Genomic DNA, 26669 nt, shown 5'->3' on the forward strand with positions numbered 1-26669 from the left:
GAGAGGGGAGGGAGGCCCTCCGGCTCGGAGTGGTGGGGGGCTGTGCCGGTTCTCCGGCTGAGGCTGCGCCGGTCTGCGCCGGCTGGCGGTGATCCGGTCTGCCCGGCCGGGGGCGGGCTCGCATCGGTCGACGGTGATCCGGTTTGCCCGGCTGGGGGGGGGGCGGGCTCGCACCGGCCGGCGGTTCGGCTCGGCGGGTGCACGTGCCGCGGCCCTCCGTCTCCCGGGTGGGGGAGGGCGGAGGGCCGGTGCGGAGATCGCGCTTCGGCCGGGTGCGGGGCGGTCGGTGGGACCGCTGTCGCTCGGCCGGTGTGCGGGGCAGCCGGTGGGAGGCAGGGGCTGCGCGTCGGTCGGTGCGGGTCAGCCGTTGCGCGGGCTGGGGAAGGCGGTCGGACGGACCTCGTCGCGCAGGGACGGACTGCCGGAGGTGGGCTGGGTCGGCATCGAGCGGGCCGCCGGGACCGTGGGCACCGGCGGGAGGGCGGCGCCCACGTTGACCGGACGGCTGTCGGCCGGCTCCGGTGCGTGCTCGGCGGCCTCGGCGGTGGACGCCGTCTGGGCCGCGGCGCGGCGGGAGCCGTAGCGGCGGTGCACCGCCTGCTTGGTGACGCCGAGCGCGGAGCCCACCGCGTCCCACGAGAAGCCGAGCGAACGGTCGAAGTCCACGGCGGCCGTGACCAGGGTCTCGACACTGTCCCGCAGCTCCTGGGCGAGGCGGACGGTCGGAGCGGGGGCGCGTCCGTACACGACGAAGCCCGTGGAGGGTCCGGGGCGGCGCGGACGGTAGACGTTGCCCAGCTGGGCGGTGAGGGTGCGCAGTGCGTCCACCTGCCGGCGGACCCGCTCGATGTCCCGCACCAGCAAGTGCAGGCTGGCCCGAGCCTGGGCGTCGTGGGTTGCGTGGTCGGCCATGAACAAGCCTCTCGAACCGGCGTTGAAGGAATCGGGCCGCGCGACGGCCCGGTGTGTCAACTCTTCCTTGACCAACGTGCGGGTGCGGACTTGGTCACGGGGCGGGGGCGTGGGGGTTTGTTCGTGCGCCCCCTCGGTCCGCGGCCCCGGAGGGTCTCCCACCCGCGCACCACCTGTTCGCCGCCGGTCGCGTCGCGAGCGCCCGCCGTCGGGGTGCCGCGCCGTCGGCGGCTCTTCGTCGGTTGACGGCTCGTAGACTGGTGCGTCGCCCGCAAAGTCCCCGCCCGAGAGGCCCGTCCCACCCATGAAGCTGGTCTTCGCCGGTACCCCCGAGGTCGCCGTTCCCGCCCTGGACGCCCTGATCGCCTCCGGGCGCCACGAGGTGGCCGCCGTCGTCACGCGGCCCGACGCTCCGGCCGGGCGCGGGCGCCGGCTGGTCGCCTCGCCCGTGGCCGAGCGGGCCGAGGAGGCGGGCATCGAGGTGCTCAAGCCCGCGAAGCCGCGCGATGCCGACTTCCTGGAGCGGCTGCGCGAGATCGCGCCCGACTGCTGCCCCGTCGTCGCCTACGGCGCCCTGCTGCCCCGCGTCGCCCTGGACGTGCCCGCCCGCGGCTGGGTCAACCTGCACTTCTCGCTGCTGCCCGCCTGGCGCGGCGCGGCTCCCGTGCAGCACTCGCTGATGGCCGGCGACGAGATCACCGGTGCGTCCACCTTCCTGATCGAGGAGGGCCTGGACTCCGGCCCCGTGTACGGGACGGTCACCGAGACCGTCCGCCCCACCGACACCAGCGGCGACCTGCTGACCCGGCTGGCCTTCGCCGGTGCCGGTCTGCTCGCGGCCACCATGGACGGCATCGAGGACGGCAGCCTGAAGGCCGTACCGCAGCCGGACGAGGGCGTCACCCTCGCCCCGAAGATCACCGTCGAGGACGCCCGGATCGACTGGGCCGCCCCGGCGCTTCGGGTGGACCGGGTGGTGCGCGGCTGCACCCCGGCCCCCGGCGCCTGGACCACCTTCCGGGGTGAGCGCCTCAAGCTCGTGCAGGCCGTCCCGCTGCCCGACCGCACGGACCTCGCGCCCGGGCAGCTCGCAGCGGGCAAGAACAACGTGTACGTCGGCACCGGCTCGCACGCCGTCGAGCTGCTGTGGGTGCAGGCGCAGGGCAAGAAGCCGATGCGGGCCGCGGACTGGGCGCGCGGCGTGCGGATCACCGAGGGCGAGCTGCTCGGCGGCTGACCCGCGCCGCCCCCACCGCACCGTTCACCGGCCCGGCGTACGCTGGTGAGCGCACTTCACCTCATACCCGGAGCACCTTTTTCGTGAGCGAGCAGCCCCGCCGTCCCCGCAAGCCCGGCAAGCCGTACCGCAGGCCCCAGAAGGACCCCGTCCGCGTCCTCGCCTTCGAGGCGCTCAGGGCCGTCGACGAGCGGGACGCGTACGCCAACCTGGTCCTGCCGCCGCTGCTGCGCAAGGCGCGGGAGAAGGAGGGCCCGGAGAAGTTCGACACCCGGGACGCGGCGCTCGCGACCGAGCTGGTCTACGGGACGCTGCGCCGGCAGGGGACGTACGACGCGATCATCGCGGACTGCGTCGACCGCCCGCTGCGCGAGGTCGACCCGCCGGTGCTCGACGTGCTCAGCCTGGGCGTGCACCAGCTGCTCGGGACGCGGATCCCGAGTCACGCCGCCGTCTCCGCCTCCGTGGAGCTGGCGCGGGTCGTGCTCGGGGACGGGCGGGCCAAGTTCGTCAACGCCGTCCTGCGCAAGGTGGCCCGGGACGATCTCGACGGCTGGCTCCAGCGGGTCGCCCCGCCCTACGACGAGGACCCCGAGGACCACCTGGCCGTCGTGCACTCGCACCCGCGCTGGGTCGTCTCCGCGCTGTGGGACTCGCTGGGCGGCGGCCGGGCCGGCATCGAGGACCTGCTGGCCGCAGACAACGAACGCCCCGAGGTCACGCTCGTCGCGCGGCCGGGCCGGGCCACCCGCGAGGAACTCCTCGGTGAGGAGGCCGCCCTGCCGGGACGCTGGTCGCCGTACGCCGTGCGGTTGAGCGAGGGCGGCGAGCCCGGGGCGGTCGAGGCCGTGCGGGAGGGCCGCGCCGGCGTCCAGGACGAGGGCAGCCAGCTGGTCGCCCTGGCCCTCGCCAACGCGCCCCTGGACGGGCCGGACCGGCGCTGGCTGGACGGGTGCGCGGGCCCCGGGGGCAAGGCCGCGCTCCTCGCCGCGCTCGCCGCCGAGCGGGGCGCCTTCCTGCTGGCCTCCGAGAAGCAGCCGCACCGCGCCGGTCTCGTGGCCAGGGCGCTGGACGGCAACCCGGGGCCGTACCAGGTCATCGCGGCCGACGGGACCCGCCCGGCCTGGCGGCCCGGGAGCTTCGACCGCGTCCTGGTCGACGTGCCGTGCACCGGCCTGGGCGCCCTGCGACGCCGTCCCGAGGCGCGCTGGCGGCGCCGCCCCGAGGACCTGGAGGGCTTCGCCCCGCTCCAGCGCGGGCTGCTGCGCGGCGCCCTGGAGGCCGTACGGGTCGGGGGCGTCGTCGCCTACGCGACCTGCTCTCCGCACCTTGCAGAGACCCGCGCCGTCGTCGCGGACGTCCTCAAGCAGTATCCCGGCACCGAGCTGCTCGACGCGCGGCCGCTGCTGCCCGGCGTTCCCGACCTGGGCGACGGCCCGGACGTCCAGCTCTGGCCGCACCTGCACGGCACGGACGCCATGTTCCTGGCACTCGTGCGCCGGACCTCGTGACCGGCCGCGTTCCCCGGATCGACGCCGGCCTTCGGACCGGCGTCCCGCATCCAACGGGTCTCGCTCCGCGAACGGGTCTCGCTCCGCGAACGGGCCTCGCTCCGCGAACGGGCCTCGCTCCGCGAACGGGCCTCGCTCTGCGAACCGGCTTCGGCCTCGAACCGGCTTTGTCTCGCGAACCGGCTTGCGCCCTCGGCGCGTCCGGCGTCCGTCCTGGGCGCGTCCTGCGTCCGTCTAGGCACGTCTAGCGTCTGTTCACCTTCACCCGCTCGCCGCCCGTCAGCTCCGGCTTGAGGTCCACCTGGACCTGATGGGTGGTCTGGTGGTCGACCGAGCCGCCCAGTTCGGCCGTCACCACGCCGATGCGGACGCCGCCCCGGCCGCTGCCGGCCCGGTGGACCTGCACGGTGAAGGTCAGGCTCACGTTCTCCACGGCGAAACCGAGGTCCCGTCCCTCCGCATCGGCGCGTGCCTCCTCCAGTTCGCCGCGTATCCGGCCGATCACCTCGGCCAGCCCCACGAAACCCGGTTCGTTCGTCAACTCGCCTCCGTACAGAGCTGGTTCACTCTTGCCGCAGCAGTATGCGACAGGAGCACACGCCCGTATAGTTCGCATATGGCTGCTGGCGGGGGAGATCCGGCCGCCTCGCCCATGAAGACGCCGAGTTGGGCGGTGCGGATCCGGGGAGCGGACGGGGAGATCGCGGGTGCCGGCATTCTGCTGACCCCCGATCAGGTGCTCACCTGCGCGCACGTCGTGGACCGGGCCGAGACCCGGATCACCGCCGAGTTCGTCGGCGCGGCCGATCACAGCGTGCCCGCGGTGCCCGCCCGGGTGGACGCGACCGCCTACGTGCCGGAGACGCGGGACGCCGACGGTGACCCCAGCGGGGACGTGGCGCTGCTGCGGCTGGAGCGGCCCCGGCCGACGGAGGAAACGGTACGGCTGCACCGGCTGTCGGCGCGCAACCGTGACGTGCGCATGTACGGCTTCCCCTACGCGCACAACGGCGGCATCTGGTTCCGCTGCACCGTCGTCGGCGGCTGCGGGCGCGACGGGCAGGTGCAGCTGAGCCCGGTCAGCCCCGGCGAGCTGGCCAGCCCCGGGTGCAGCGGCGCGGGCGTCGCCGACGACCGGACCGGCGAGGTCATCGGCATGGTGCTCAGCGGCCAGCTCGACCAGCACGGCAACCGGTTCTCCTTCATGAGTCCCGCCGAGACCATCGCCCGGCACCTGCCCGGGCTCAAGCCGTACATCGTGGGTCCCGCGGCCGTCGACGAGCGGCTGCTCCCCGCCGCCGACGACAGCTCCCGGGACCTGCTCGACGAGCCCTTCGCCCAGCGCCTCGCCGCCTGGCTGCGCGACGACGGGAGCCAGGTGAAGATCAGCGTCGTCGACCCCGGGGACGCCGCACGCGCGGCCACGCTGCGCCGCGCCATCACCCTCGCCGACCGCGAGTTGCGCACCGCGGTCTCGGTCGACCGCGCGTCCCTCGACCCGCCCGGCACCGTGCCGTCGGCCGGCGGCCACGACCTCGCCGTGGAGGCGAGCGGGACGACCGCCGCCGAGATCGCCGAGCGGATCGCCGAACGCATGGGCCTGTGGCAGCACCCGGAGAACCCGCCGCTCGACCGCATCCGGGCCTCGAAGGCCACCCTCAACCTGGTCGTCGTCGGTGTCGACGAGGCGGTCGACCCGCTGCCCCTGCTTGACCTCCTGGACGTGCTGCGCACCGGCGGCAGCCGTCTGCTGCTGGTGTTCCGTACCGCAGGCGACTGCCACCGCCTGGCCTGCGACAGACTGCTCGTCCGGCCCGTGCGGGAGCGCCGCGCCCGGCTCGTCGAGCGGCTGCGGGAGATCACCGGACCGCTCGCCGAGGACCTGCACGAACGCCTCGCCGCCGTGGTGCCGCACGGAATGCGCCCGCTCGACTCGCAACTGGTGGCCGCGCACGCGGCCCTGGCCGACCTGCTCCGCGCCGACGACGACCAAGAGGACGGGCACCGGGACCCCGGCCGGGACTCCGGATCCGCCCCCGGACTCGACCGGTACGAACGGCTGGCCGACCGGGTGGCGGGCCGCCTGGCGACCGGTGTAGCGGAGCTCGACGGACTCCGCGACCGGCGTGACGAACTCGCCGGACGCCTGCGCGGCTACCAGGTCCTGCACCAGCACTCGCTGCGGGGCGAGGAGGACCCCGCGGTGGACGACCTCTACCTCCGGGCCCACGCGCTGCTCCGGGCGCGCCCCTGCGACGTGCGGGCGGCGGAAGCGGCGGTGGACGCCTACACCCGGCGCGTGGACGACCACCGGGAAGGGGACGCGCGATGACGGCGGGAACGCCCGGGCCCGCCCCGCGACCGCATCGGAGGGTCTCGGCATGAGCGGGAGAGCTTGCGTCAGAGCCGACTGCCGCGGCGGCCGCGTCATGGTCACCGGGTTCTGCGACACCTGCTTCCGCCGCCCCCTCGCCCCCGATTCCCCTCCGGCGCCGCCGGACCCCGGCCCGGACGACCCGGCCGCACCGGTGAAGCCCCCGCAGGGCCCGGTCGCCCCGGCCGCCGGTGAACTGGACCGCGACGGGCTCCTGGTGCTGCCGGCCCTGCCCTCCCCGGACCCCGCCGAGGCCGCCGACACCGTCGCCCGGCCCCCGACCGGCGGCCGGCGCTGCGGCGTCGACAACTGCGTCGGCACCATCGGCGTCTCCTACGACGGCGGTCCCGCGCCCGACCACGGGTTCTGTCCGGAGTGCGGTACGGAGTACTCGTTCCGGCCGAAGCTGCGTCCCGGTGACCGGGTCGGCGGGCACTACGAGGTGCTCGGCTACCTCGCGGTCGGCGGCCACGGCTGGGTCTACCTGGCCGAGGACACCCGGGTGCCCGGACTGCACGTCGTCCTCAAGGGGCTGATCAACACCGGTGACGCCGTGGCCCGCCGGGCGGCGGTCGAGGAGCGCCGCTCGCTCAGCACGCTCCACCACCGTGACATCGTCCGCATCGTCACCCACGTCCAGCACCGGGCGCCCGGCGACGCCGAACCGACCGGCTACATCGTGATGGAGTACGTCGGCGGCCGTTCCCTCGCCTGGATCCGCTTCGCCCCCGAGGAGGAGCTGGCGCGGCTCTTCGGCGCGGGCGGTTTCGCGTTCGGGCACGTCATCACGTACGGCTGCAAGATCCTCGGCGCCCTGGAGTACCTGCACGACCGGGGCCTGCTCTACTGCGACATGAAGCCCGAGAACGTCATCCACTACGGGCGCGAGATCAAGGTCATCGATCTGGGCGCCATCCGCCGGATCGACGACCACTCCTCCGGGCTCGTCCACACCCACGGCTACGCCCCGCCCAGGCGCGAACGCGACCGGCGCGGCCTCGACGTCGACAGCGACCTCTACACCGTCGGCCGGACCCTGAAGGTGCTCGCCGAGCGGGCCACCCGCCCCGCCGGACTGGCCGCCCGCTCCTTCGAGGCGCTGATCCGCCGGGCCACCCACCCCGAGCCGGCCGCCCGGTTCCGTTCCGCCGCAGAGATGTCCCGCCAGCTGTGGGAAGTGCTGCGCGAGGACCAGGCGCTCGGCGGCCGGGAACCGTATCCCGAGCGCTCCACCCGGTTCGAGCCCACAGCGGCCGTCTTCGGCGCCGCGCTCGGCGCGGTACCGGCGCTCCAGTGGTGGACGCGACGCTCCGGCACCGGGGCACCGGAGCTGCCGGCCGGTGCCCCCGAGCCCCGGGACACCGCCCGCGCGCTGCCGGTCCCGCTGCCCGACGCGTCGGACCCGGCGGCCGTACTGCTCGGCGGACTCGCCGCGGACACCCCCGACCGCATCGCCGCACGCGCGGAGGGCGACCGGGCGCTGCGCACCGTGGAGACGGCGCTGTGGCTGTGCCGCGCCTACCTGGACGCCCAGAACCATGCGCGGGCCGAGGAGTGGGTGGCCCGGGCCAAGGGGTGGAGCGGTGACTACGACTGGCGGATCTTCTGGCACCGGGGCCTGGTCCACCTCACGCGCGGCGCGGTGGACAAGGCGGAGGACGAGTTCGCCGCCACCTACGCGGCGCTGCCCGGCGAGGCGGCGCCCAAGCTGGCGCTCGGGTACTGCGCCGAGTACCTGGCCGAGCGGCTGCGGGAGCCGGACACCGGTGAGCCCGCCGAGCCGCGGGCGGAACGCGCGCGGGCCCGTGAGACGCAGGCCGAGGAGTTCTACGAGGCCGTCCTGCGGCGCGACCCCACCCAGGGCAGCGCCGCCTTCGGGCTGGCCCGGGTCCGGCTGCGCCGCGGCGGCCGCCGCCGGGCCGTGGAGGTGCTGGACGAGGTGCCGACCACCTCACGGCACTACGACGCCGCGCGGGTCGCCGCGGTGCGGGTCCTGGCGGGCCGGCTTCCCGGCGCGCCCGGGCCGCTCGCCGACGAGCTGCGCGAGGCCGCTGAACGGCTCGCGGGGCTGCACCTGGACGGCAGCGGGTCCTGGGACCGGCTGGTGACCGAGCTGCGCGAACACGCGCTCGCCTGCCGTCCGCGCGGCGGCTGGGGGAGCGGCTTCCCCGCCGGCGAGCTGTTCGGGCCGCAGGACACCGAGGAGGCACTGCGCAGGCTGCTGTCCGGGTCGCTCAGGCGCCTCGCCGGCCAGGCGGGCAGCGCCGCCGAGCGCGGTGATCTGCTGGACACCGCCTACGCGGTCCTCCCGGCCCCGGCCGGGCTGCGCGACCTGGTACGGGGGTGGCGGCGTACGGCGTGAGCGGGTGACGGCGCGGGACCACGACGACGCGGACGAGGCGGCGGTGACATGGGCGGTACCGCCCGAGGGGGGGCGGGACCACGACGACATGGGCGACGCGGCGACGACGCGGGCGGTACCGCGGCGACGCCGGACGCGGCAGCGGCAGCGGCGGCGCGGCGAGGCGGCGGTGAGAGGGCGACTACGGGGACGAGGGGGCACGGACATCGTGGCGACGGGAACGTCCCGAGCGGGCGAGACGGCCGGGCAGGTGACCGCAGGGCTGGAGATCAGCCAGTGGAAGTACCTGTCCGGCGAGGCGGGCGACCCGCAGATGCACGCCATCCTCAGCGTGCGCGTGGACGGCACCGGGAGCGCCGGCGGTCCGGGTGGCCCGGTGCTCGCGCAGGTGCTGGTGATGGACTGCTCCAGCTCGATGACCTGGCCGGTGGAGAAGCTGCACGCGGCCCAGCAGGCGGCGGTCGCGGCGATCCGCAAGCTGTCCGACGGCACCCCGTTCGCGGTGGTCCGGGGCAGCGAGGAGGCGGCCGTGGTCTACCCGGAGACCCCGCACATGGCCCGCGCCTCCGCGTACACCCGCTCCCGCGCGGAGCGGGCCGTGCGCGGGACGGTCGCGGGCGGCGGTACCTGCATCGGCGCCTGGCTGGACCTGAGCCGCCGGCTGCTGGCGCAGCAGGACGCGCCCATCGGGCACGTCCTGCTGCTCACCGACGGCAAGAACCAGCACGACGAGCACATGCCGCTGGCCCGGGTCCTGGAGGAGTGCGCGGGCCGGTTCGTCTGCGACGCCTGGGGCATCGGCGACGGCTGGGACGCCCGGGAACTGCTGGGCATCACCCGCAGGCTGCACGGCAGCGCCTCCTCGGTGCGTGCGGAGGCGGAGCTGCCGGGGGAGTACGAGCAGCTGATGAACCGGCTGCTCACCAAGACCGTCCCCGAGCTGGTGATCTCCGTGACCGCGATGCCCGGGTGCACCGTGCGCTACCTCAAACAGGTCTTCCCGGCCGAGGCCGAGCTGAGCGCCGAGGAGGGCACCGGCCGGTTCGTCACCCGGGCCTGGGGCGACGAGGTGCGCCGCTACCAGCTGTGCCTGGCGGCGGACCCGGCCGGCCGGCCCCGCCGGGAGGACCTGCAACTCGCCGTGGTCGCCGTCGACGTGCCCGGCGGTGACACGGTCCGGCTGCCGCAGCCCCAGGCCTGCCTGGTGCACTGGACCGACGATCCGGCCCTGTCCCGGTACACCGACGCCCAGGTCGAGCACTTCGAGCAGCACCAGCGGCTCGGCGAGGCCGTCGCCGCCGCCACCGACGCCCACCGCCGGGGACAGCACGACCTGGCCGAGCGGCACCTGGGCCGGGCCGTACGGCTCGCCCATGCCATGGGCGCCGAGGAGCAGCTGGCCCGGCTGGCCCGGCTGGTGCGGATCGAGAACGCGCAGGGCGGCCGGGTCGCCCTGCGCCCCGACGTGGCGGCCGTCGACTTCCAGCACCTGATCACCGCGAGCAGCCACAGCACCTACGGCCCCGCCCCCGGCACCGGCACGGGTTCCGGCACGGCGGGCGCCGCTCCGGGCGACGGGGCCACCGTGCGCTGCCCCGCCTGCTCGCACAAGGCTCCGGCGGGCGCCCGGTTCTGCCCGTCCTGCGGCCACCGCTTCGAGGCACGCTCGTGAGCACCACCGGCCCGGACCTGGTCCGCCGGCTCAGACTGCTGCTGGCCCTGACGACCGCGACCACCCTCGCGCTGTTCTTCGCCTACCGGGGCGTGCACGACGACACCGTGCCGCTGTCCACCGCGAGCACCCCCGGCATCCGGGCCGTCGACACCGCGCAGAGCGCGCTGCGCCAGGCGAACGACGTGGTCCGCCAGGCCGGCGCCGAGGGCGACACCAGCGGCGAGTTCCTCACCCAGGTCTCCGTCGCCCAGCAGAGCCTCGCCCTGGCCGCCTCGGAGAACGTCACGGGCCTGGCGGGCCGCCACGACGTCCAGACCGTCACCGGGCTGATAGCCGTCTACTCGGGCTGGGTGGAGCGCCGGGGCCGGGAGCCGGAGGGCTCACCGCTGCGCGGCGCCTACCTCCACTACGCCGAGAAGGTCCTCGGTCCGCGGGCCGAGGCGGGCACCGAGGGCGACATCATGAGCCGCCTCGACGCCCTGCGCGCCGGCCAGCTGGCCGAGGCCCGGCGGCAGGCCGCCTTCCCCTGGCAGCTGTGGCTGGGCTGGAGCACCGTCGCGGTGCTGTACGCGGTGCTGTGCGGGGCGCTGCTGGAGACCCAGCGGTTCCTGCGGCGCCGCTTCCGGCGGCCCGTGCAGCTGCGGTTGCTGGCCGCCACCGCGCTCTGCGCCGTCGCCGTGCCGGTGCTGGCCTGGCAGACCCTCTCGGCCCACCGCGCGATGACCGACTCCGTCGCCGAGATGCGGGTGCCGCCGACCGTCCCTGCCGCCATCCCCGAGGCGGCCGACGAGGTCCGGGGCGCGCTCGCCGACGCCGGGTTCTGGGCCTCCCTGTCCGACTGGATACTGCTGGGAGGAGCCGTGGTGGTGGCGCTGACGCTGTGGGGACTGTGGCCCCGGATCGCCGAGTACCGGTTCCGGGGGCGGCGATGAACCGCCCCGGCGCCCGCACGCTCGGCGTCCTGTGCGTGTGCCTGGTCCTGCTCGGCGCCGGTGTGTACGCCGGGGTGCGCTGGGCCCGCGACTGGGAGGGCTCCGTCACCCTGCTCGCCAACTGGAGCGGCACGGAACGCGAGCAGTTCGAGGAGCACGTCGTCGAGCCGTTCGAGGAGAAGTACCGGATCGACGTGGTCTACCAGGGCAGCTCCGCCCTCAGCCAGGTGCTGGCCGCCGACATGGCGGCCGGCGACCCGCCCGACGTGGCGGTGCTGCCCGGGCCCGGCGAACTGCTCGCCTACGCCGTCGACGGCCGGCTGCACCCGCTGGACGGCCTCTTCGACACCGGGGAGTACGACCGCTTCTGGGCTCCCGAGGTCACCGTGCCCGGGCAGGACGCCCACACCTACTGGCTGCCCGTGAAGACCGGCCTGAAGAGCATGGTCTGGTACGCCGGCCAGGCGCCGACCGCACAGTCGGCCGGCCCGCCCGCCCGCTGGTGCGCCGGCCTGGAGTCCGGGGCGACCTCCGGCTGGCCCGGCACCGACTGGGTGGAGGACATCCTGCTCCAGCAGGCCGGACCGGGGGTGTACGCGGACTGGGCCAACGGCAGGCTGCCGTGGACCGACGACGCCGTGCGCAAGGCCTGGCAGACCTGGGCCGGCCTGGTGGGCGCGGGCGACGCCGCCCGGGTCGAACAGGTGCTGACCACCGCCTTCGACGCCGACTGCGCGGCGGGCCGCCTGGAGCACCAGGGTTCCTTCCGGGCCGGGCACTGGCGGGAGGAGAGCGGCGACTACGTCCACTTCTCCGAGGTGGTACCCGAGGCCGGTGCGGACGCCGGCGCCTGGGAGGTCTCCGGCGACCTGGCGGCCGTACTCGATCCGACCCCGGAGGCGGAGCGGCTGATCCGCTACCTCGCCGACCCGGACACCGCGCTGCCGGAGTACACGGCGAACAGGGCGGCCGCCGCGGACACCGAGCAGGACGCCACGGAACGGGAGATCGGAACCCTCCTGCGCGAACCCGGCCGCACCCGGTGCTGGGACGCCTCCGACGCCATGCCCCGCGCCACCCGGGACGCCTTCCACCAGGCGGTCCTGCGCCACGTCGCCGACCCGTCCGACCTGGAGAGCCGCCTGAAGGAACTCGAAGCGCTCCGCAGACCCCAGAACCTGCCGGTGTGCAGCACGGGCCGGGACGCGCCCTGAAGGGGCGCGGGGCTGTGACACCGTGCGGCTCCGCCCCGCGGGCGCGGGCACCCGGCACCGGGGCCGCGGCCGGCGCACGGCCCCGTCCGTCCCGGACCCGTCCCACCCACCCCCGGAGGGCATGGCAGGCTTGCCCCATGGCCGCGCAGATCAACCCCAGCATCCTGTCCGCCGACTTCGCCCGCCTCGCGGACGAGGCCAAGGCGGTCGAAGGAGCCGACTGGCTCCACGTCGACGTCATGGACAACCACTTCGTTCCGAACCTCACACTCGGCGTGCCGGTGGTCGAGTCGCTGGCCCGTGCGACCGACACACCGCTGGACTGCCACCTCATGATCGAGGCCCCCGACCGCTGGGCGCCGCAGTACGTCGAGGCGGGCGCCGGCTCCGTCACCTTCCACGCCGAGGCGGCCGCCGCGCCGGTGCGGCTGGCCCGCGAGATCCGGGCCAAGGGCGCCCGCGCGTCCATGGCGCTCAAGCCCGCGACGCCGATCGAGCCCTACGAGGACCTGCTGCCCGAACTCGACATGCTGCTGATCATGACGGTTGAACCCGGCTTCGGCGGGCAGGCGTTCCTCGACATCATGCTGCCGAAGATCCGCCGCACCCGTGAGCTGATCAAGAAGCACGGTCTGGAGCTGTGGCTCCAGGTCGACGGCGGTGTCTCGGCGTCCACGATCGAGCGGTGCGCCGACGCCGGCGCCGACGTCTTCGTCGCGGGTTCCGCCGTGTACGGGGCGTCCGACCCGGCCGAGGCGGTACGTGCACTGCGCACGCAGGCGGACGCGGCCACCGCCGGGGCATCCTGGTCCTGCGACCACTGAGGAACAGAAAGTGAACGGCTCCCATCAGGGCTGATCAACAGCGCCGAATCTGCAAGGATGAACGGCGTATCCAGAGTGTGAACATCAGTGAGGAGATCGCCGTGTCGGGTATGTCGGCGGGCCGTTCAGCCATGCGGATGGGACCCGCTGAGCTGGTCCAGGCGGCGGCCATGGCCCGCCGCTTCTACCTCGAGGGCAAGTCCAAGATCCAGATCGCGGAGGAGTTCGGCGTCAGCCGCTTCAAGGTGGCCAGGGTTCTCGAGACCGCCCTCGAGCGGGACCTTGTACGCATCGAGATCCGGGTGCCCGCCGAGCTGGACGCGGAGCGCTCGGACGCCCTGCGGGCCCGCTACGGGCTCAGACACGCCGTCGTGGTGGAGTCCCCGGCCGACGCCGAGGAGACACCCGACCCGGAGAACCTGGGCGAGGTGGCCGCCGACCTGCTCGGCGAGCTGGTCAACGAGGGGGACGTGCTGGGCCTGGCCTGGGGCCGCTCCACCATCCACATGGCGGCGGCGCTCGACCGGCTGCCGCCGTGCACCGTGGTCCAGCTGACCGGCGTGTACGACGCCGGGACCGCCGAGCGCGGCTCGGTGGAGGCCGTGCGCCGGGCCGCCCAGGTGTCGGGCGGCGACGCCCACCCCATCTACGCGCCGATGCTGCTGCCGGACGCCGCCACCGCGCAGGCGCTGCGGCACCAGACCGGGATCGCCCGGGCCTTCGAGTACTTCGACAAGGTCACGGTCGCCTGCGTCTCCATCGGCTCCTGGGAGCCGGGCATCTCGACGGTGCACGACATGCTCAGCGACGAGGAGCGCGCGCACTACGCCTCGCTCGGGGTCGCCGCCGAGATGTCCGCGCACCTCTTCGACGCCGAGGGCCGCCGGGTCGGGCGGGACCTGGGGGAGCGGTGCATCACGGTCAAGGCCGACCAGCTGCGCCGCATCCCCGAGGTGGTGGCGATCGCGGGCGGGCAGCGCAAGGCGGCGGCCATCGACGCGGTGCTGCGCTCCGGACTCGTCACCAGCCTGGTGACGGACACGTCGGCCGCGGATTACCTGATGACGGCGGGATCGGCACCGAAGTCGACGCTGAACCGGGCCGACCCGGACGGAATCTGACCGCCCGGCAGAACGGGACGCGCAGCAGGAAGGAAGCGGGATGACCGAGGACTCCGCGGGGCGGCTCGTGGTCACGCTGGACCTCGGCGGGGTCACGGACAAGGCGGGCCTGATGGACCGCTGCGCCCGTGACCTGTCGCTGCCCGACTGGTTCGGCCGCAACTGGGACGCGCTCGCCGACTCGCTGGCCGATCCCTCCGTCTGGCCCGAGGGCGCCGCGGACCGGGGGCTGGTCCTCGTGGTGGAGGGCTGGCGCTCGTACGCCGAGGCACGTCCGCAGGAGTGGGCCGTGGCGGAGGAGGTCTTCGCCGAGGCCACCGACCGCGGTCCGGGGCTCTTCGTGACCCTGGGCCCTGGAGGAACCTCCAAGGAGGCCGCTGACCAGCCTGGATGATCTGCCCGGGGATTATCGGCCATCCCTCATGGGACAATGAAGTACGTGCTCTTTCCCCCTGGCTGACCTGTCCGGGGGCCACCTCTGATCGACTGGGATGTGCAGCACGTGCGTTTCCTGAATGACATCCAGCCCTCGTACGACCTGACGTATGACGACGTGTTCATGGTGCCGAGCCGCTCCGCCGTGGGCTCCCGGCAGGGCGTGGACCTCGCCTCCCCGGACGGCACCGGCACCACGATCCCGCTGGTCGTCGCCAACATGACCGCCATCGCGGGCCGCCGGATGGCCGAGACGGTGGCCCGGCGCGGCGGCCTCGTGGTCATCCCGCAGGACATCCCGATCGAGGTCGTCACCGACGTCGTCTCCTGGGTGAAGAGCCGCCACCACGTGCTGGACACCCCGATCGTGCTGGCCCCGCACCAGACGGTCGCCGACGCGCTGGCCCTGCTGCCCAAGCGCGCCCACAACGCGGGCGTCGTCGTGGACGGGGATCACAAGCCGGTCGGCGTGGTCACCGACACCGACCTGACCGGCGTGGACCGCTTCACCCAGCTCGAGGAGGTCATGTCCAAGGACCTGATCCTCATCGACGCGGACCTGGACCCGCGCGAGGCCTTCAACACCCTCGACGCCGCCAACCGCCGCTACGCGCCCGCCGTGGACAAGGACGGCCGCCTCGCCGGCATCCTCACCCGCAAGGGCGCCCTGCGCGCCACGCTGTACACCCCGGCGGTCGACGCGAACGGCAGGCTCCGTGTCGCCGCCGCCGTCGGCATCAACGGCGACGTGGCAGGCAAGGCCAAGCAGCTGCTCGACGCGGGCGTGGACACCCTTGTCATCGACACCGCGCACGGCCACCAGGAGTCGATGATCAGCGCGGTCAGGGTCGTGCGCGCGCTGGACCCGCGGATCCCGATCGTCGCCGGCAACATCGTCTCCGCCGAGGGCGTGCGGGACCTGATCGAGGCGGGCGCCGACATCGTCAAGGTCGGTGTGGGCCCCGGCGCCATGTGCACCACGCGCATGATGACCGGCGTGGGCCGGCCGCAGTTCTCCGCCGTCCTGGAGTGCGCCGCCGAGGCGAAGAAGTACGGCAAGCACGTCTGGGCCGACGGCGGTGTCCGCCACCCGCGTGACGTGGCGATGGCGCTGGCGGCCGGGGCGTCCAACGTGATGGTCGGCTCCTGGTTCGCCGGGACCTACGAGTCCCCGGGCGACCTCCAGCACGACGCGAACGGCCGTGCCTACAAGGAGTCCTTCGGCATGGCCTCCGCGCGCGCCGTGCGCAACCGCACCTCGGAGGAGTCGGCGTACGACCGGGCCCGCAAGGCGCTGTTCGAGGAGGGCATCTCCACCTCCCGGATGTTCCTCGACCCGGCCCGCCCCGGCGTCGAGGACCTGATCGACTCGATCATCGCGGGCGTCCGCTCGTCCTGCACCTACGCCGGTGCGGGCTCCCTGGAGGAGTTCGCCGAGAAGGCCATCGTCGGCGTCCAGAGCGCCGCCGGTTACGCCGAGGGCAAGCCGCTGCACGCCAGCTGGAGCTGATCCCCGCCGGGGCCGGCACACCCCGTCAGGCATGCTTGACGTCAAGCACGCCTGACGGGACGCTGGGGCCATGACGACTCCACAGAGCATCGAGCCGGAGCACACCCTGCTGACCGCCGTGGCCCGTCTCGACGAACTGCGCTCCCGGGAGTCCCTCGCCGGGTTCGGCAGCGACGACGAGGCCCTGGACCGTCCCCAGCTCCTCGAATCGCTCGCACTGAGCGAGGTGGTCGCCCGCAAGGCCGCCCAGGGGCGTCAGCTGACCGTCCGCGCCGCCCGCGAGGCCGGCGCCTCCTGGTCGCAGATCGGGGCCGCCCTCGGCACCAGCAAACAGGCCGCCTGGGAGGCGCACATGCGCTGGATCGACGCCCAGGAAGCAGCCCGCGGCCGGCCCGGCCAGATCGGCTTCGACCCCGCCGACGCGGCCGAGGCACGCGCCACGGCAGGCGAACCGGACGACCACTGACCGGCGTCCGCCGGACGGGCACGTGCGGGACCGGTGGCCGCCGGACGAGTGTCTGCGGATAGGCGTTCCGTGAACCCCCCCGCCTGCGGGCCGGCTTCGCCGGATCACCGGCAGCCGGCTGCGGCACAGCCGCCGCCCCGCCCCCTCCTACCGACGGGGTAACCGTGCAGGGCGTACAGGGCATCGGCCCCGGTCGTCGTACCGGCGCTGACCAGGTCCGATCCGTCGTCCACGGGCGCCCGCGCAACGCCGTGCGCCCCTCGCGCAACGAACACCCGCGCCGTCCCGTCGAACGCAACGATCGTGCTCACACGCGCAAGGTTGCTGCATTACCGAGGCACCTCCCCGCTCGTAGTGTTCTGCGCTGTACGTGGCGTGGCGGGGACCCCGCTCGGTGGGTTCCCGTTCTGCACGAGCGCGCCCGCCGGTCCCCGCCGCTCCCAGGCCCGCCGAGAACCCGCCCGTTCACCCCGGGCGGCGCCCCCGGCAGCGACAAAGGAGTCAACGCGTGCTCGACCAAGGCGCACCCCCGCACCACGACGCATCGGCCACCCCACCGTCCCCGGGCCTGGCCACGCGCCTCATGCGCCGTAAGCCCGTGGAACGCCTGGTCGCCGAGGGCGGCCAGGGCGAGGGAGGCAGCCTCCGCCGCACCCTCGGCCTCTGGCAGCTCACCATGATCAGCATCGGCGCCACCCTGGGCACCGGCATCTTCGTCGTCCTCGGCGAGGCCGTTCCCAAGGCCGGACCCGCCGTCACGCTCTCCTTCGTCATCGCCGGCCTCACCGCGCTCTTCTCGGCCCTGTCCTACGCCGAGCTGGCCGGCACCATTCCGGTCGCCGGGTCCTCGTACTCGTACGCCTACGCCACCATGGGCGAGCTGGTCGCCTGGATCTGCGGCTGGTGCCTCGTCCTGGAGTACGGCGTCTCCGTGGCCGCCGTCGCCGTCGGCTGGGGCGAGTACCTGAACGAGCTGCTCGACGGCACCATCGGCGTGACCCTCCCCGCGGCCCTGTCGGCACCGCCCGGCGACGGCGGCATCTTCAACCTGCCCGCGCTGATCGTGGTCCTGCTGGCGATGACCTTCCTGCTCGGCGGCGCACGCGAGTCCGCCCGCGCCAACACGATCATGGTCGTCGTCAAGATCGCGGCGCTGGTGCTGTTCTGCGCGATCGGCGTCCAGGGCTTCCGCTCCGGCAACTACGAGCACTTCATGCCGCTCGGCATGGCCGGGGTCAGCGCGGCCGGCGCGACGCTGTTCTTCTCCTACATCGGTTTCGACGCGGCCTCCACAGCGGGCGAGGAGGCGAAGAACGCCCAGCGCGACCTCCCGCGCGCGATCATGCTGTCCCTGGTCATCGTGACCGTGCTGTACGTCCTCGTCGCGGCCGTCGCCGTCGGTGCCCGGCCCTGGCGGACCTTCACCGACTCCGAAGCCTCCCTCGCCCAGATCATGAGCGACGTCACCGGCCAGAGCTTCTGGGGCACCCTGCTGGCCTTCTGCGCCGTCGTGGCCATCGCCAGCGTCGTCCTGACCGTCCTCTACGGGCAGACCCGGGTCCTGTTCGCGATGTCCCGCGACGGACTGGTGCCCAAGGTGTTCTCCAAGGTCCACCCGAAGACCGGCGCGCCCCGCGCCAACACGCTGATCGTCTCGCTGTTCTGCGGCGTCCTCGCCGCCGCGATCCCGCTCGGGCAGCTCGCCGACGCCACCAGCATCGGCACCCTCTTCGCCTTCGCCCTGGTCAACATCGCCGTCGTGGTGCTGCGCCGGACCCGTCCCGACATGCGCCGCACCTTCCGGGTGCCGCTGTCCCCGGTGCTGCCCGCCCTCGGCTTCGGCCTCTGCGTCTGGATGATGGGCAGCCTGTCCACCGTCACCTGGGTGGTCTTCGGTGTCTGGATGGGCGGCGGCCTCGTGTTCTACTTCCTGTACGGCCACCGCCGCTCCCGACTCGCCACGCCGGACCCGTCCGAGGTCCGGACGCACCAGAAGTGAAGTGAACGACCCGCAGTGCTGAACGATCTCGACGAACGCATCGTGCACGCCCTCGCCGAGGACGCCCGCCGCTCCTACGCGGACATCGGGCAGTCGGTCGGCCTGTCCGCGCCCGCCGTGAAACGGCGCGTGGACCGGCTGCGCGCCACCGGGGCCATCACCGGCTTCACCGTACGGGTCGACCCCGCCGCGCTCGGCTGGGAGACCGAGGGGTTCGTCGAGATCTTCTGCCGCCGCAACACCTCGCCGGAGACCATCCAGCGGGGCCTGGAGCGCTACCAGGAGGTCGTGGCCGCGTCCACCGTCACCGGCGACGCGGACGCGGTCGCCCAGGTCTTCGCCTCCGACATGCGGCACTTCGAGCGGGTCCTGGAGCGCATCGCCGGAGAGCCGTTCGTGGAGCGGACCAAGTCCGTGCTGGTGCTCTCGCCGCTGCTGCGGCGCTTCTCGTCGGGCTCACCCGCGTAAACCGATGGCGGGCGCCCCGCGTGCCGTCTAGCATCGATGCCATGACCTGGCGACATTGATCCTCCCGTAGCGCCTCCTCCCGAGGGCCGCCCCGGACGCCGTACATCCGGTGTCCGATTCCGCCCCCTCGGGAAGGCCTCATGTCCGTCACGCCTCCGCCCTCGCCCACGTCCGAGCGTGCCCACCCGCCCGCCGGTGCCCGCCGCCTCGTGCGCACGCTGTACGCCTCCGCGTTCTGCGACGAGTTCGTCCTCCTCTACCCGGTGTACGCGCTGCTGTTCAGCGACACCGGTCTGTCCGTCTGGCAGACGACCTCGCTGTTCGCCCTGTGGTCGCTGACCGGCGTGCTGCTCGAGGTGCCCTCCGGCGCCTGGGCCGACGCCGTGTCCCGGCGGCTGCTGCTGATCCTCGGCCCGCTGCTCACCGCCGCCGGCTTCGCCCTGTGGGTGCTCGTGCCCTCCTACGGCGCCTTCGCGCTCGGCTTCGTGCTGTGGGGCGCCGGCGGCGCGCTCGGCTCGGGCGCCCTGGAGGCCCTTGTCTACGACGAGCTGGAACGGGCCGGCGCGGCCGACCGGTACGCCCGCGTCATGGGCCGGGCCCGGGCCATCGGCATCGCCGCGACCATGTCCGCCATGGGCCTGGCCGGCCCGGTGTTCGCCTGGGGCGGCTACGACGCGGTGGGCGCGGCGAGCGTGCTGGCCTGTCTGGCCGGGGCGGTGGTGGCGACCCGGTTCCCCGAGCACCGCACACCGTCCGGCGGCGGCGAGCGCTGGTCCGCGACCCTGCGCGCGGGACTCGCCGAGGCCCGCGCCGACCGCTCCGTGCGCGGCGCACTGCTCCTCGTGCCGGCCGTGACCGCGGTGTGGGGCGCGCTGGACGAGTACACGCCGCTGCTGGCCCGCGACACGGGCGTGGCATCCGAGACCGTGCCCTGGCTGCTGCTGATGATCTGGGCCGGCGCCACGGCAGGCAGTCTGCTGGCCGGTCCCGCGGAACGCCTGACCGGCAACGGCTTCGCCGCGCTGCTCACCGGTTCCGCGCTCGCCCTGGCCGTGGGCGGGCTGGCCGGCACACCGGTCGCCCTGGTCCTGGTCGCGCTCGCCTTCGGCGGCTTCCAGCTGGCGACCGTGCTGGCCGACGCCCGCCTCCAGCAGCGCATCGACGACTCCGGGCGGGCCACCCTCACCTCGGTCGCGGGCCTGGGCAGCGAGCTGGGCAACCTCGCCACCTACGCCGCCTACGCCACGGCGGCCACGGCGTGGGGCCACGGCACCGCCTTCGCGCTGTCCGCGGTGCCGTACCTGCTGACGGCGCTGCTGCTGACGGGCGCGGCCCGGACCGCGGCCCCGGCCGTGGCGGCCCGGCGGAGACGCCGCCGGACCGCATCCTGATCCCCGGCGCCACACGGCGGTGCCGGGGGACGCGGACCGGTGGCGCAGGGAGAGCGGCTCGCCGTCCGCGAGGCGCGCAACGAACAGCCGCCGGGTGCCGGGCGGACGCAACGATCCGCTCACCGGCGCGCAACAGGTCCGTCTTGTCCGGCCGAGTCCGCCGACCGTACCGTCTATCTGGCCCCCCGACCCCCCTCCCACCGGCGAGGAACACCGCATGCGCACCGCCCTGCTCCAGAGCTCCGGCCGCCCCGGCTCCACCGCCGAGAACCTCGAGGTCCTCGACGAGGCCGCGGGCCGCGCCGCCGCCGCGGGCGCCGCGCTGCTCGTCACCTCCGAGCTGTTCCTGACGGGCTACGCCATCGGCGACGACGTCGCCGTCCTCGCCGAGCCCGCCGACGGCGACGCGGCCGACGCCGTCGCGGAGATCGCCGGACGCCACGGTCTCGCCGTCGCCTACGGCTACCCGGAGCGGGACGGCGAGCACGTCTTCAACAGCGTCCAGCTGATCTCCGCCGACGGCACCCGCCTGGCCAACCACCGCAAGACGCACCTCTTCGGCTGCTTCGAGCGCGACCACTTCACCCCGGGCGGCCGGCCCGTCACGCAGGCCGGGCTGAACGGCCTCACCGTCGGCCTGATGATCTGCTACGACGTCGAGTTCCCGGAGAACGTGCGCGCCCACGCCCTCGCCGGCACCGACCTGCTGCTCGTCCCGACCGCGCAGATGCACCCGTTCCAGTTCGTCGCCGAGTCCGTCGTCCCGGTGCGGGCCTTCGAGAACCAGATGTACGTCGCGTACGTCAACCGCGTCGGCCCGGAGGGCGAGTTCGAGTTCGTCGGCCTCTCCTGCCTCGCCGGACCCGACGGCGTCGCCCGCGGCAGGGCGGGGCGCGCCGAGGAACTGGTCCTCGCCGACGCCGACCCGGCCTTCCTCGCCGCGTCCCGCGAGGCCAACCCGTACCTGAAGGACCGCCGTCCCGGTCTCTACGGGTCCCTCGTCTGAACACCCACCGCCACCCCCGTACCACCCGCGCAAGGAGTCCGTACCCCATGACGTCCACCGTGCCCAACGCGATCGAGCACGCAGACGAGCAGCAGCCGCCGATCACCATGTTCGGGCCGGACTTCCCGTACGCGTACGACGACTTCCTCGCCCACCCGGCCGGACTCGGCCAGATACCGGCCACCGAACACGGCACCGAGGTCGCCGTCGTCGGCGGCGGCCTGTCCGGCATCGTGGCGGCCTACGAGCTGATGAAGATGGGTCTCAAGCCCGTCGTCTACGAGGCCGACCGGATCGGCGGCCGCCTGCGCACCGTCGGGTTCGACGGCTGCGACCCGTCGCTGACCGCCGAGATGGGCGCGATGCGCTTCCCGCCGTCCTCCACCGCCCTCCAGCACTACATCGACCTGGTGGGCCTCGAGACCCGGGCCTTCCCCAACCCGCTGGCCGAGGCGACGCCGTCGACCGTCGTCGACCTCAAGGGCGAGTCGCACTACGCCGAGACCCTCGACGACCTGCCGCAGGTCTACCGGGACGTGGCCGAGGCCTGGGCCAGGTGCCTCGAAGAGGGCGCCGACTTCTCCGACATGAACCGCGCCCTGCGCGAGCGCGACGTCCCGCGCATCCGGGAGATCTGGGCCGAGCTGGTCGAGAAGCTCGACAACCAGACCTTCTACGGCTTCCTGTGCGACTCCGAGGCCTTCAAGTCCTTCCGGCACCGCGAGATCTTCGGCCAGGTCGGCTTCGGCACCGGCGGCTGGGACACCGACTTCCCCAACTCCATCCTGGAGATCCTCCGCGTCGTCTACACCGAGGCCGACGACCACCACCGCGGCATCGTCGGCGGTTCCCAGCAGCTGCCGCTCCGGCTCTGGGAGCGCGAACCGGAGAAGATCGTCCACTGGCCGTACGGCACCTCGCTCAGCTCCCTGCACCCGGACGGCGCACCCCGCCCGGCCGTGACCCGGCTGAACCGCACCGCCGGCAACCGCATCACGGTGACCGACGCCGACGGCGACATCCGCACCTACCGGGCGGCGATCTTCACCGCCCAGTCCTGGATGCTGCTCTCGAAGATCGCCTGCGACGACTCGCTCTTCCCCATCGACCACTGGACCGCGATCGAGCGGACCCACTACATGGAGTCCTCCAAGCTCTTCGTCCCGGTGGACCGGCCGTTCTGGCTGGACAAGGACGAGGAAACGGGGCGGGACGTCATGTCGATGACGCTCACCGACCGGATGACGCGCGGCACGTACCTGCTCGACGACGGGCCCGACCGGCCCGCCGTCATCTGCCTCTCCTACACCTGGTGCGACGACAGCCTGAAGTGGCTGCCGCTGTCCGCGAACGAGCGGATGGAGGTCATGCTGAAGTCGCTCGGCGAGATCTACCCGAAGGTCGACATCAGGAAGCACGTCATCGGCAACCCGGTGACGGTCTCCTGGGAGAACGAGCCCTACTTCATGGGCGCGTTCAAGGCCAACCTGCCCGGTCACTACCGCTACCAGCGGCGCCTGTTCACGCACTTCATGCAGGAGGAACTGCCCGAGGACAAGCGGGGCATCTTCCTGGCAGGCGACGACATCTCCTGGACGGCCGGCTGGGCCGAGGGCGCCGTCCAGACCGCGCTGAACGCGGTCTGGGGCGTCATGCACCACTTCGGCGGCGAGACCGACGCCACCAACCCCGGCCCCGGCGACCTGTACGAGCAGATCGCGCCGGTGGAACTCCCGGAGGACTAGGGAGTCCGGGAGGAGCAGGGGGCCCGGCCGCGGGCCTAGATCCCGGCCGCCCTCGCCTTCTCGTACACCCGGGCGGCGACGTCCTTGAGTTCCTCGGCGTCGCGCGTGCCGCTCTGCACGTCGACCAGGATCTCGTCCAGGCCGATCTCGGCGTGCGCGGCCAGGTCCTCGACGATCTGGTCGACGCCGCCCTGGAAGGGCCGCCGGTCGGAGCCCTCGTGGTTCGACGCGCTGTACCGGGCGTTGACCCGCAGCACCGTCCGGATCGGTTCCGTGCGGCCGCGCTCGGCGGCCAGCTCCCGCAGCTGCCGCCACTGCTCGGCGACGGTCCCGGCGCCGACACCGTTCGGCAGCCAGCCGTCCGCGTGGTCGACCAGGCGACGCCGGGCCCGGCCGCTGTCGCCCGCCGCAAGCAGGATCGGGATCGGCCGGGCCGGTTTGGGACCGACCACGGCGGACGCGATCTTCGTGACCTCGCCGTCGTACACCACCGGGTCGGGACCCCACACCGCGCGGCACACCCCGATCAGCTCGTCCAGGGCGGCGCCGCGTTCGGCGAACGGCCGCACGGACGCCGCCGCGTACTCGTCGTGCGACCAGCCGGTGCCGAAGCCCGCCACCACCCGGCCGCCGCTCGCCGCGTCCAGCGAGGCCAGGGACTTGGCCAGCTGGAAGGGCACGTGCAGCGGGGCGACCAGGACGCTGGTCCCCAGCCGGACCCGCTCGGTGGCCGCGGCGGCGAGGGCGAGGGTGACCAGCGGCTCGGCCACGTTCCGGTACGTGTCCGGCCAGGGCAGACCCTCGATGCCGTACAGGCCCTGGGTGGCGGGTTCGGGGAACAGGGCGCGCTCGAACACCCACACGCTGTCGTAGCCCGTCCGTTCCGCCGCGCGGGCCACGTCGGGGACGTCCTTGCCGAGGTCGTACTGCCGCATCTGGGGGAGGCCGAGTCCGAGCCGGGTCGTCATGCCGGGTGCTCCTTCGCAGTCGGGGTGCGATGTTGCCCATGGGTCCAACCGGTTTCAACGTACAGCGATCGCCGGGGCGTCGCGGGGCACACCCGGCGGGAACCGGCCGGATCAGTCCGGCAGCGGGGTGAGCAGCATGCGGCCCGCGAAGCCCACGGCCGCGTCCAGCCGTTCGGTGAACTCCCCGGCGACGTCCGGCAGCCGGCGCAGTGCCCACAGTGCGCGGGCCGCCGCCCAGGTGGCCTCGCGGGCGCGCTCCAGACTCCAGGAGCCGAGCAGATGGGTCAGCGGGTCGGCGATCTGGAGGAGGTCGGGACCCGGCATCAGCTCGTCGCGGATGCGCTCCTCCAGCGAGACGAGGAGATCGCCCACGCGGTCGAACTCGTCCTCCAGGTCGCGCGGTTCGCAGCCGAGCGCACGACAGGTGTCCACCACGGCCAGCGCGAGGTCGTGGCCGATGTGCGCGTTGATGCCCGCCAGCGCGAACTGCAGTGGCCGTACCCCGGGGTGGCGGCGGAACTGGAACAGCGGGCGCCAGCATGCGGGCGGACGGCGGTCCTCCTCCGCCGCGTCCACGGCGGCCAGATAGCGCTCCGCGAACCGCGCGTCCAGCGCGCTCGCCGCTCCCGCGTCCGCGAACCGGCCGCCGTCGATGTGCCGGTCCACGGCCTCCGTGACGGCCAGGTAGACGCGGTTGAAGACCGCCAGGCCGTCGCGGGCCGGCAGCGCCGTGTCGAGGGCGCGCATCCGGGACAGGACGCTGTCCACCGTCACGGCGGCCGTCGGGACTTGCTCGCAGTGCGCCATGGCGGCAGCGTCGCAGCTTTCCGGTGACCGGAGCGCCGGCGGGCCCGGGGCTTCCCCAGAACGGGGGAACACGCCCGCCGCGCGCGGGGAGGGCGCCGCGAACGCGTTCACCCCCCTCGTACGCCTACGACCCGGCGCGCTGAGTCCCGCCGCCGTCACCGTCGTCGCCGCTCGCGTTCTTCGCGTCGTACGACGACGTGCCCTCGTCGAGCAGCGGCTGCTGCGTCTTGAGGTGGGCCGGGGCGAAGGCGCGCAGCGCGTGGTAGCCGGTGATGACGACCAGGGTGCCGAGCGCGATGCCGCTCAGCGAGAAGGTGTCGGTGAACTCCATGCTGACGTTGCCGACGCCGATGATGATGCCCGCGGCGGCCGGGACCAGGTTCAGCGGGTTGCGCATGTCCACCTCGGCGTTGATCCAGATCTGCGCGCCGAGCAGCCCGATCATGCCGTAGAGGATGACGGTGATGCCGCCGAGCACGCCGCCCGGGATCGCGGCCACGACCGCGCCGAACTTCGGACAGAGGCCGAAGAGCAGGGCGAAGCCCGCCGCCGCCCAGTACGCGGCCGTCGAGTAGACCCGGGTGGCGGCCATCACGCCGATGTTCTCGGAGTAGGTGGTGTTGGGCGGGCCGCCGACCGCGGTGGAGAGCACGGAGCCGATGCCGTCGGCCGAGATGGCGGTGCCGAGCCGGTCGTCGAGGTTGTCGCCGGTCATCTCGCCGACCGCCTTGACGTGCCCGGCGTTCTCGGCGATCAGGGCGATGACGACCGGCAGGGCGACCAGGATCGCCGACCACTCGAAGCTCGGTCCGTGGAAGGTCGGCAGCCCGATCCAGTCGGCCTGCCCCACGGCGGAGAAGTCCAGCCGCCAGTGGTCGGTGAGCTTGCCGCTGCCGTCCACCGAGTGGATCTGGCCGAAGAGCCGGTCGAGGGCCCAGGACAGGACGTACCCGAAGACCAGCCCCAGGAAGATCGCGATCCGGGACCAGAAGCCGCGCAGGCACACCACGGCCAGACCGGTGAACAGCATCACCAGCAGCGCCGTCCACTGGTCCTGGGGCCAGTAGGTGGACGCGGTGACCGGGGCCAGGTTGAAGCCGATCAGCATGACCACCGCGCCGGTGACGACCGGCGGCATGGCCGCGTGGATGATCCGCGCCCCGAACCGCTGCACGGCGAGCCCCACCAGGAACAGCGCGACGCCGACCACCAGGACCGCGCCGGTCACCGTGGCGCTGGTGCCGCCCTGCGCCCGGATCACGGCGGCGACACCGACGAAGGAGAGCGAGCAGCCCAGGTAGCTGGGCACCCGGCCGCGGGTGGCGAGCAGGAAGATGACGGTCGCCACGCCCGACATCATGATCGCGAGGTTGGGGTCGAGGCCCATCAGGACCGGGGCCACGAAGGACGCCCCGAACATGGCCACCACGTGCTGGGCGCCGAGCCCGGCCGTGCGGGGCCACGAGAGCCGTTCGTCGGGGCGTACCACCGCTCCGGGGGCGGGTACCTTTCCGTCCCCGTGCAGCTTCCAGCGCACGCCGAGGTCCATGGTGAGGTTTCGCTTTCTCTGTACGTGAGGTCTGTCCGGACCATTGTCAGGGGTAACCCGGCGTGCTCACGTCCCGCGCCCCCGCTGACCAGCACCTTCCCCCGGGTTCCCGGTGAGCGTCCGCTTAGGATGAAGGGGAACCGCTGTACGTGAGCACCGCCGA

22 protein-coding genes are annotated in these 26669 nt (G+C 73.8%); 17 read left to right on the forward strand and 5 right to left on the reverse strand.

The annotated features are described in order from the left end of the window. Positions 1-360: 360 nt before the first annotated feature. Positions 361-912: a hypothetical protein gene (locus tag EV562_RS19875; RefSeq protein ID WP_133888137.1), complete on the reverse strand. Its 552-nt coding sequence runs from the start codon at positions 910-912 to the stop codon at positions 361-363. Between the two features lie 304 nt (positions 913-1216). Here EV562_RS19875 and fmt point away from each other — a divergent pair, with 304 nt between their 5' ends. Next, positions 1217-2149 carry a methionyl-tRNA formyltransferase gene (fmt, locus tag EV562_RS19885; protein WP_133888139.1) on the forward strand — a complete coding sequence of 311 codons (933 nt, stop codon included), beginning with the start codon at positions 1217-1219 and terminating at the stop codon, positions 2147-2149. 83 nt (positions 2150-2232) lie between these two features. Continuing rightward, complete coding sequence (locus tag EV562_RS19890; protein WP_133888140.1) at positions 2233-3660, forward strand: transcription antitermination factor NusB; 1428 nt, start codon at positions 2233-2235, stop codon at positions 3658-3660. A 244-nt stretch (positions 3661-3904) separates the two neighbouring features. Here the strand turns inward: EV562_RS19890 and EV562_RS19895 are convergent, their stop codons facing one another. Further along, on the reverse strand, positions 3905-4201 hold the full coding sequence (locus EV562_RS19895; RefSeq protein ID WP_208298380.1) for a trypco2 family protein: 297 nt from the start codon (positions 4199-4201) through the stop codon (positions 3905-3907). Between the two features lie 75 nt (positions 4202-4276). Between EV562_RS19895 and EV562_RS19900 the strand changes: the two genes are divergently transcribed. The 15 genes from EV562_RS19900 to EV562_RS19970 all read left to right on the forward strand — a co-directional run bounded on the left by EV562_RS19900 (position 4277) and on the right by EV562_RS19970 (position 23182). Continuing rightward, positions 4277-5992, forward strand: a complete 1716-nt coding sequence (locus EV562_RS19900) for a serine protease (protein ID WP_133888142.1) — start codon at positions 4277-4279, stop codon at positions 5990-5992. Positions 5993-6041: 49 nt separating this feature from the next. After that, positions 6042-8396, forward strand: coding sequence for a tetratricopeptide repeat protein (locus EV562_RS19905; protein WP_166661892.1), 2355 nt, complete (start codon positions 6042-6044; stop codon positions 8394-8396). A gap of 208 nt (positions 8397-8604) precedes the next feature. Continuing rightward, positions 8605-10068, forward strand: coding sequence for a VWA domain-containing protein (locus EV562_RS19910; protein ID WP_133888143.1), 1464 nt, complete (start codon positions 8605-8607; stop codon positions 10066-10068). Then, positions 10065-11003, forward strand: coding sequence for a hypothetical protein (locus EV562_RS19915; RefSeq protein WP_133888144.1), 939 nt, complete (start codon positions 10065-10067; stop codon positions 11001-11003). The genes EV562_RS19910 and EV562_RS19915 overlap by 4 nt, the downstream gene beginning before the upstream one ends. Next, the gene (locus tag EV562_RS19920) at positions 11000-12217 is read left to right on the forward strand and encodes an extracellular solute-binding protein (RefSeq protein WP_133888145.1); all 1218 of its coding nucleotides are present in this window, start codon (positions 11000-11002) and stop codon (positions 12215-12217) included. The genes EV562_RS19915 and EV562_RS19920 overlap by 4 nt, the downstream gene beginning before the upstream one ends. 137 nt (positions 12218-12354) lie before the next feature. Next, positions 12355-13041, forward strand: a complete 687-nt coding sequence (rpe, locus tag EV562_RS19925; RefSeq protein WP_133888146.1) for a ribulose-phosphate 3-epimerase — start codon at positions 12355-12357, stop codon at positions 13039-13041. A gap of 77 nt (positions 13042-13118) precedes the next feature. Further along, on the forward strand, positions 13119-14162 hold the full coding sequence (locus tag EV562_RS19930) for a sugar-binding domain-containing protein (protein WP_133888147.1): 1044 nt from the start codon (positions 13119-13121) through the stop codon (positions 14160-14162). Between the two features lie 40 nt (positions 14163-14202). Further along, positions 14203-14556 (forward strand): barstar family protein, encoded by a 354-nt coding sequence (locus tag EV562_RS19935; RefSeq protein ID WP_133888148.1) that lies wholly within the window; start codon positions 14203-14205, stop codon positions 14554-14556. Between the two features lie 108 nt (positions 14557-14664). Beyond that, the gene (locus EV562_RS19940) at positions 14665-16107 is read left to right on the forward strand and encodes a GuaB1 family IMP dehydrogenase-related protein (protein ID WP_166661893.1); all 1443 of its coding nucleotides are present in this window, start codon (positions 14665-14667) and stop codon (positions 16105-16107) included. Positions 16108-16177: 70 nt separating this feature from the next. After that, entirely contained in the window at positions 16178-16573 is a 396-nt protein-coding gene (locus tag EV562_RS19945; protein WP_133888150.1) for a hypothetical protein, read from the forward strand. Between the two features lie 508 nt (positions 16574-17081). Continuing rightward, positions 17082-18572: an amino acid permease gene (locus EV562_RS19950; protein WP_133888151.1), complete on the forward strand. Its 1491-nt coding sequence runs from the start codon at positions 17082-17084 to the stop codon at positions 18570-18572. Between the two features lie 15 nt (positions 18573-18587). After that, complete coding sequence (locus EV562_RS19955) at positions 18588-19040, forward strand: Lrp/AsnC family transcriptional regulator (protein ID WP_133888152.1); 453 nt, start codon at positions 18588-18590, stop codon at positions 19038-19040. Between the two features lie 140 nt (positions 19041-19180). Next, complete coding sequence (locus EV562_RS19960; RefSeq protein WP_133888153.1) at positions 19181-20431, forward strand: MFS transporter; 1251 nt, start codon at positions 19181-19183, stop codon at positions 20429-20431. 217 nt (positions 20432-20648) lie between these two features. Beyond that, positions 20649-21437, forward strand: coding sequence for a carbon-nitrogen hydrolase family protein (locus tag EV562_RS19965; RefSeq protein WP_133888154.1), 789 nt, complete (start codon positions 20649-20651; stop codon positions 21435-21437). A 47-nt stretch (positions 21438-21484) separates the two neighbouring features. After that, entirely contained in the window at positions 21485-23182 is a 1698-nt protein-coding gene (locus tag EV562_RS19970) for an NAD(P)/FAD-dependent oxidoreductase (protein ID WP_133888155.1), read from the forward strand. 35 nt (positions 23183-23217) lie between these two features. On the opposite strand, the gene EV562_RS19975 is transcribed toward EV562_RS19970, so the two are convergent. The 3 genes from EV562_RS19975 to EV562_RS19985 all read right to left on the reverse strand — a co-directional run bounded on the left by EV562_RS19975 (position 23218) and on the right by EV562_RS19985 (position 26506). Further along, positions 23218-24150, reverse strand: a complete 933-nt coding sequence (locus EV562_RS19975) for an LLM class F420-dependent oxidoreductase (protein ID WP_133888156.1) — start codon at positions 24148-24150, stop codon at positions 23218-23220. A gap of 111 nt (positions 24151-24261) precedes the next feature. Continuing rightward, positions 24262-24957: a DUF5995 family protein gene (locus EV562_RS19980; RefSeq protein ID WP_133888157.1), complete on the reverse strand. Its 696-nt coding sequence runs from the start codon at positions 24955-24957 to the stop codon at positions 24262-24264. A 124-nt stretch (positions 24958-25081) separates the two neighbouring features. Continuing rightward, the gene (locus EV562_RS19985; protein ID WP_133888158.1) at positions 25082-26506 is read right to left on the reverse strand and encodes a solute carrier family 23 protein; all 1425 of its coding nucleotides are present in this window, start codon (positions 26504-26506) and stop codon (positions 25082-25084) included. Positions 26507-26669: the final 163 nt, after the last annotated feature.

The organism is Streptomyces sp. BK208 (assembly GCF_004364245.1).
Lineage (GTDB): Bacteria > Actinomycetota > Actinomycetes > Streptomycetales > Streptomycetaceae > Streptomyces.

What these genes read in the sequence shown, in the direction of transcription:
- EV562_RS19980 (WP_133888157.1), bottom strand. Translation starts at nt 24,957, where the DNA reads ATGGCGCACTGCGAGCAAGTCCCGACGGCCGCCGTGACGGTGGACAGC.
- EV562_RS19960 (WP_133888153.1), top strand. Translation starts at nt 19,181, where the DNA reads ATGTCCGTCACGCCTCCGCCCTCGCCCACGTCCGAGCGTGCCCACCCG.
- EV562_RS19965 (WP_133888154.1), top strand. Translation starts at nt 20,649, where the DNA reads ATGCGCACCGCCCTGCTCCAGAGCTCCGGCCGCCCCGGCTCCACCGCC.
- EV562_RS19935 (WP_133888148.1), top strand. Translation starts at nt 14,203, where the DNA reads ATGACCGAGGACTCCGCGGGGCGGCTCGTGGTCACGCTGGACCTCGGC.
- rpe (WP_133888146.1), top strand. Translation starts at nt 12,355, where the DNA reads ATGGCCGCGCAGATCAACCCCAGCATCCTGTCCGCCGACTTCGCCCGC.
- EV562_RS19875 (WP_133888137.1), bottom strand. Translation starts at nt 912, where the DNA reads ATGGCCGACCACGCAACCCACGACGCCCAGGCTCGGGCCAGCCTGCAC.
- EV562_RS19905 (WP_166661892.1), top strand. Translation starts at nt 6,042, where the DNA reads ATGAGCGGGAGAGCTTGCGTCAGAGCCGACTGCCGCGGCGGCCGCGTC.
- EV562_RS19945 (WP_133888150.1), top strand. Translation starts at nt 16,178, where the DNA reads ATGACGACTCCACAGAGCATCGAGCCGGAGCACACCCTGCTGACCGCC.
- EV562_RS19985 (WP_133888158.1), bottom strand. Translation starts at nt 26,506, where the DNA reads ATGGACCTCGGCGTGCGCTGGAAGCTGCACGGGGACGGAAAGGTACCC.
- EV562_RS19900 (WP_133888142.1), top strand. Translation starts at nt 4,277, where the DNA reads ATGGCTGCTGGCGGGGGAGATCCGGCCGCCTCGCCCATGAAGACGCCG.
- fmt (WP_133888139.1), top strand. Translation starts at nt 1,217, where the DNA reads ATGAAGCTGGTCTTCGCCGGTACCCCCGAGGTCGCCGTTCCCGCCCTG.
- EV562_RS19975 (WP_133888156.1), bottom strand. Translation starts at nt 24,150, where the DNA reads ATGACGACCCGGCTCGGACTCGGCCTCCCCCAGATGCGGCAGTACGAC.
- EV562_RS19970 (WP_133888155.1), top strand. Translation starts at nt 21,485, where the DNA reads ATGACGTCCACCGTGCCCAACGCGATCGAGCACGCAGACGAGCAGCAG.
- EV562_RS19920 (WP_133888145.1), top strand. Translation starts at nt 11,000, where the DNA reads ATGAACCGCCCCGGCGCCCGCACGCTCGGCGTCCTGTGCGTGTGCCTG.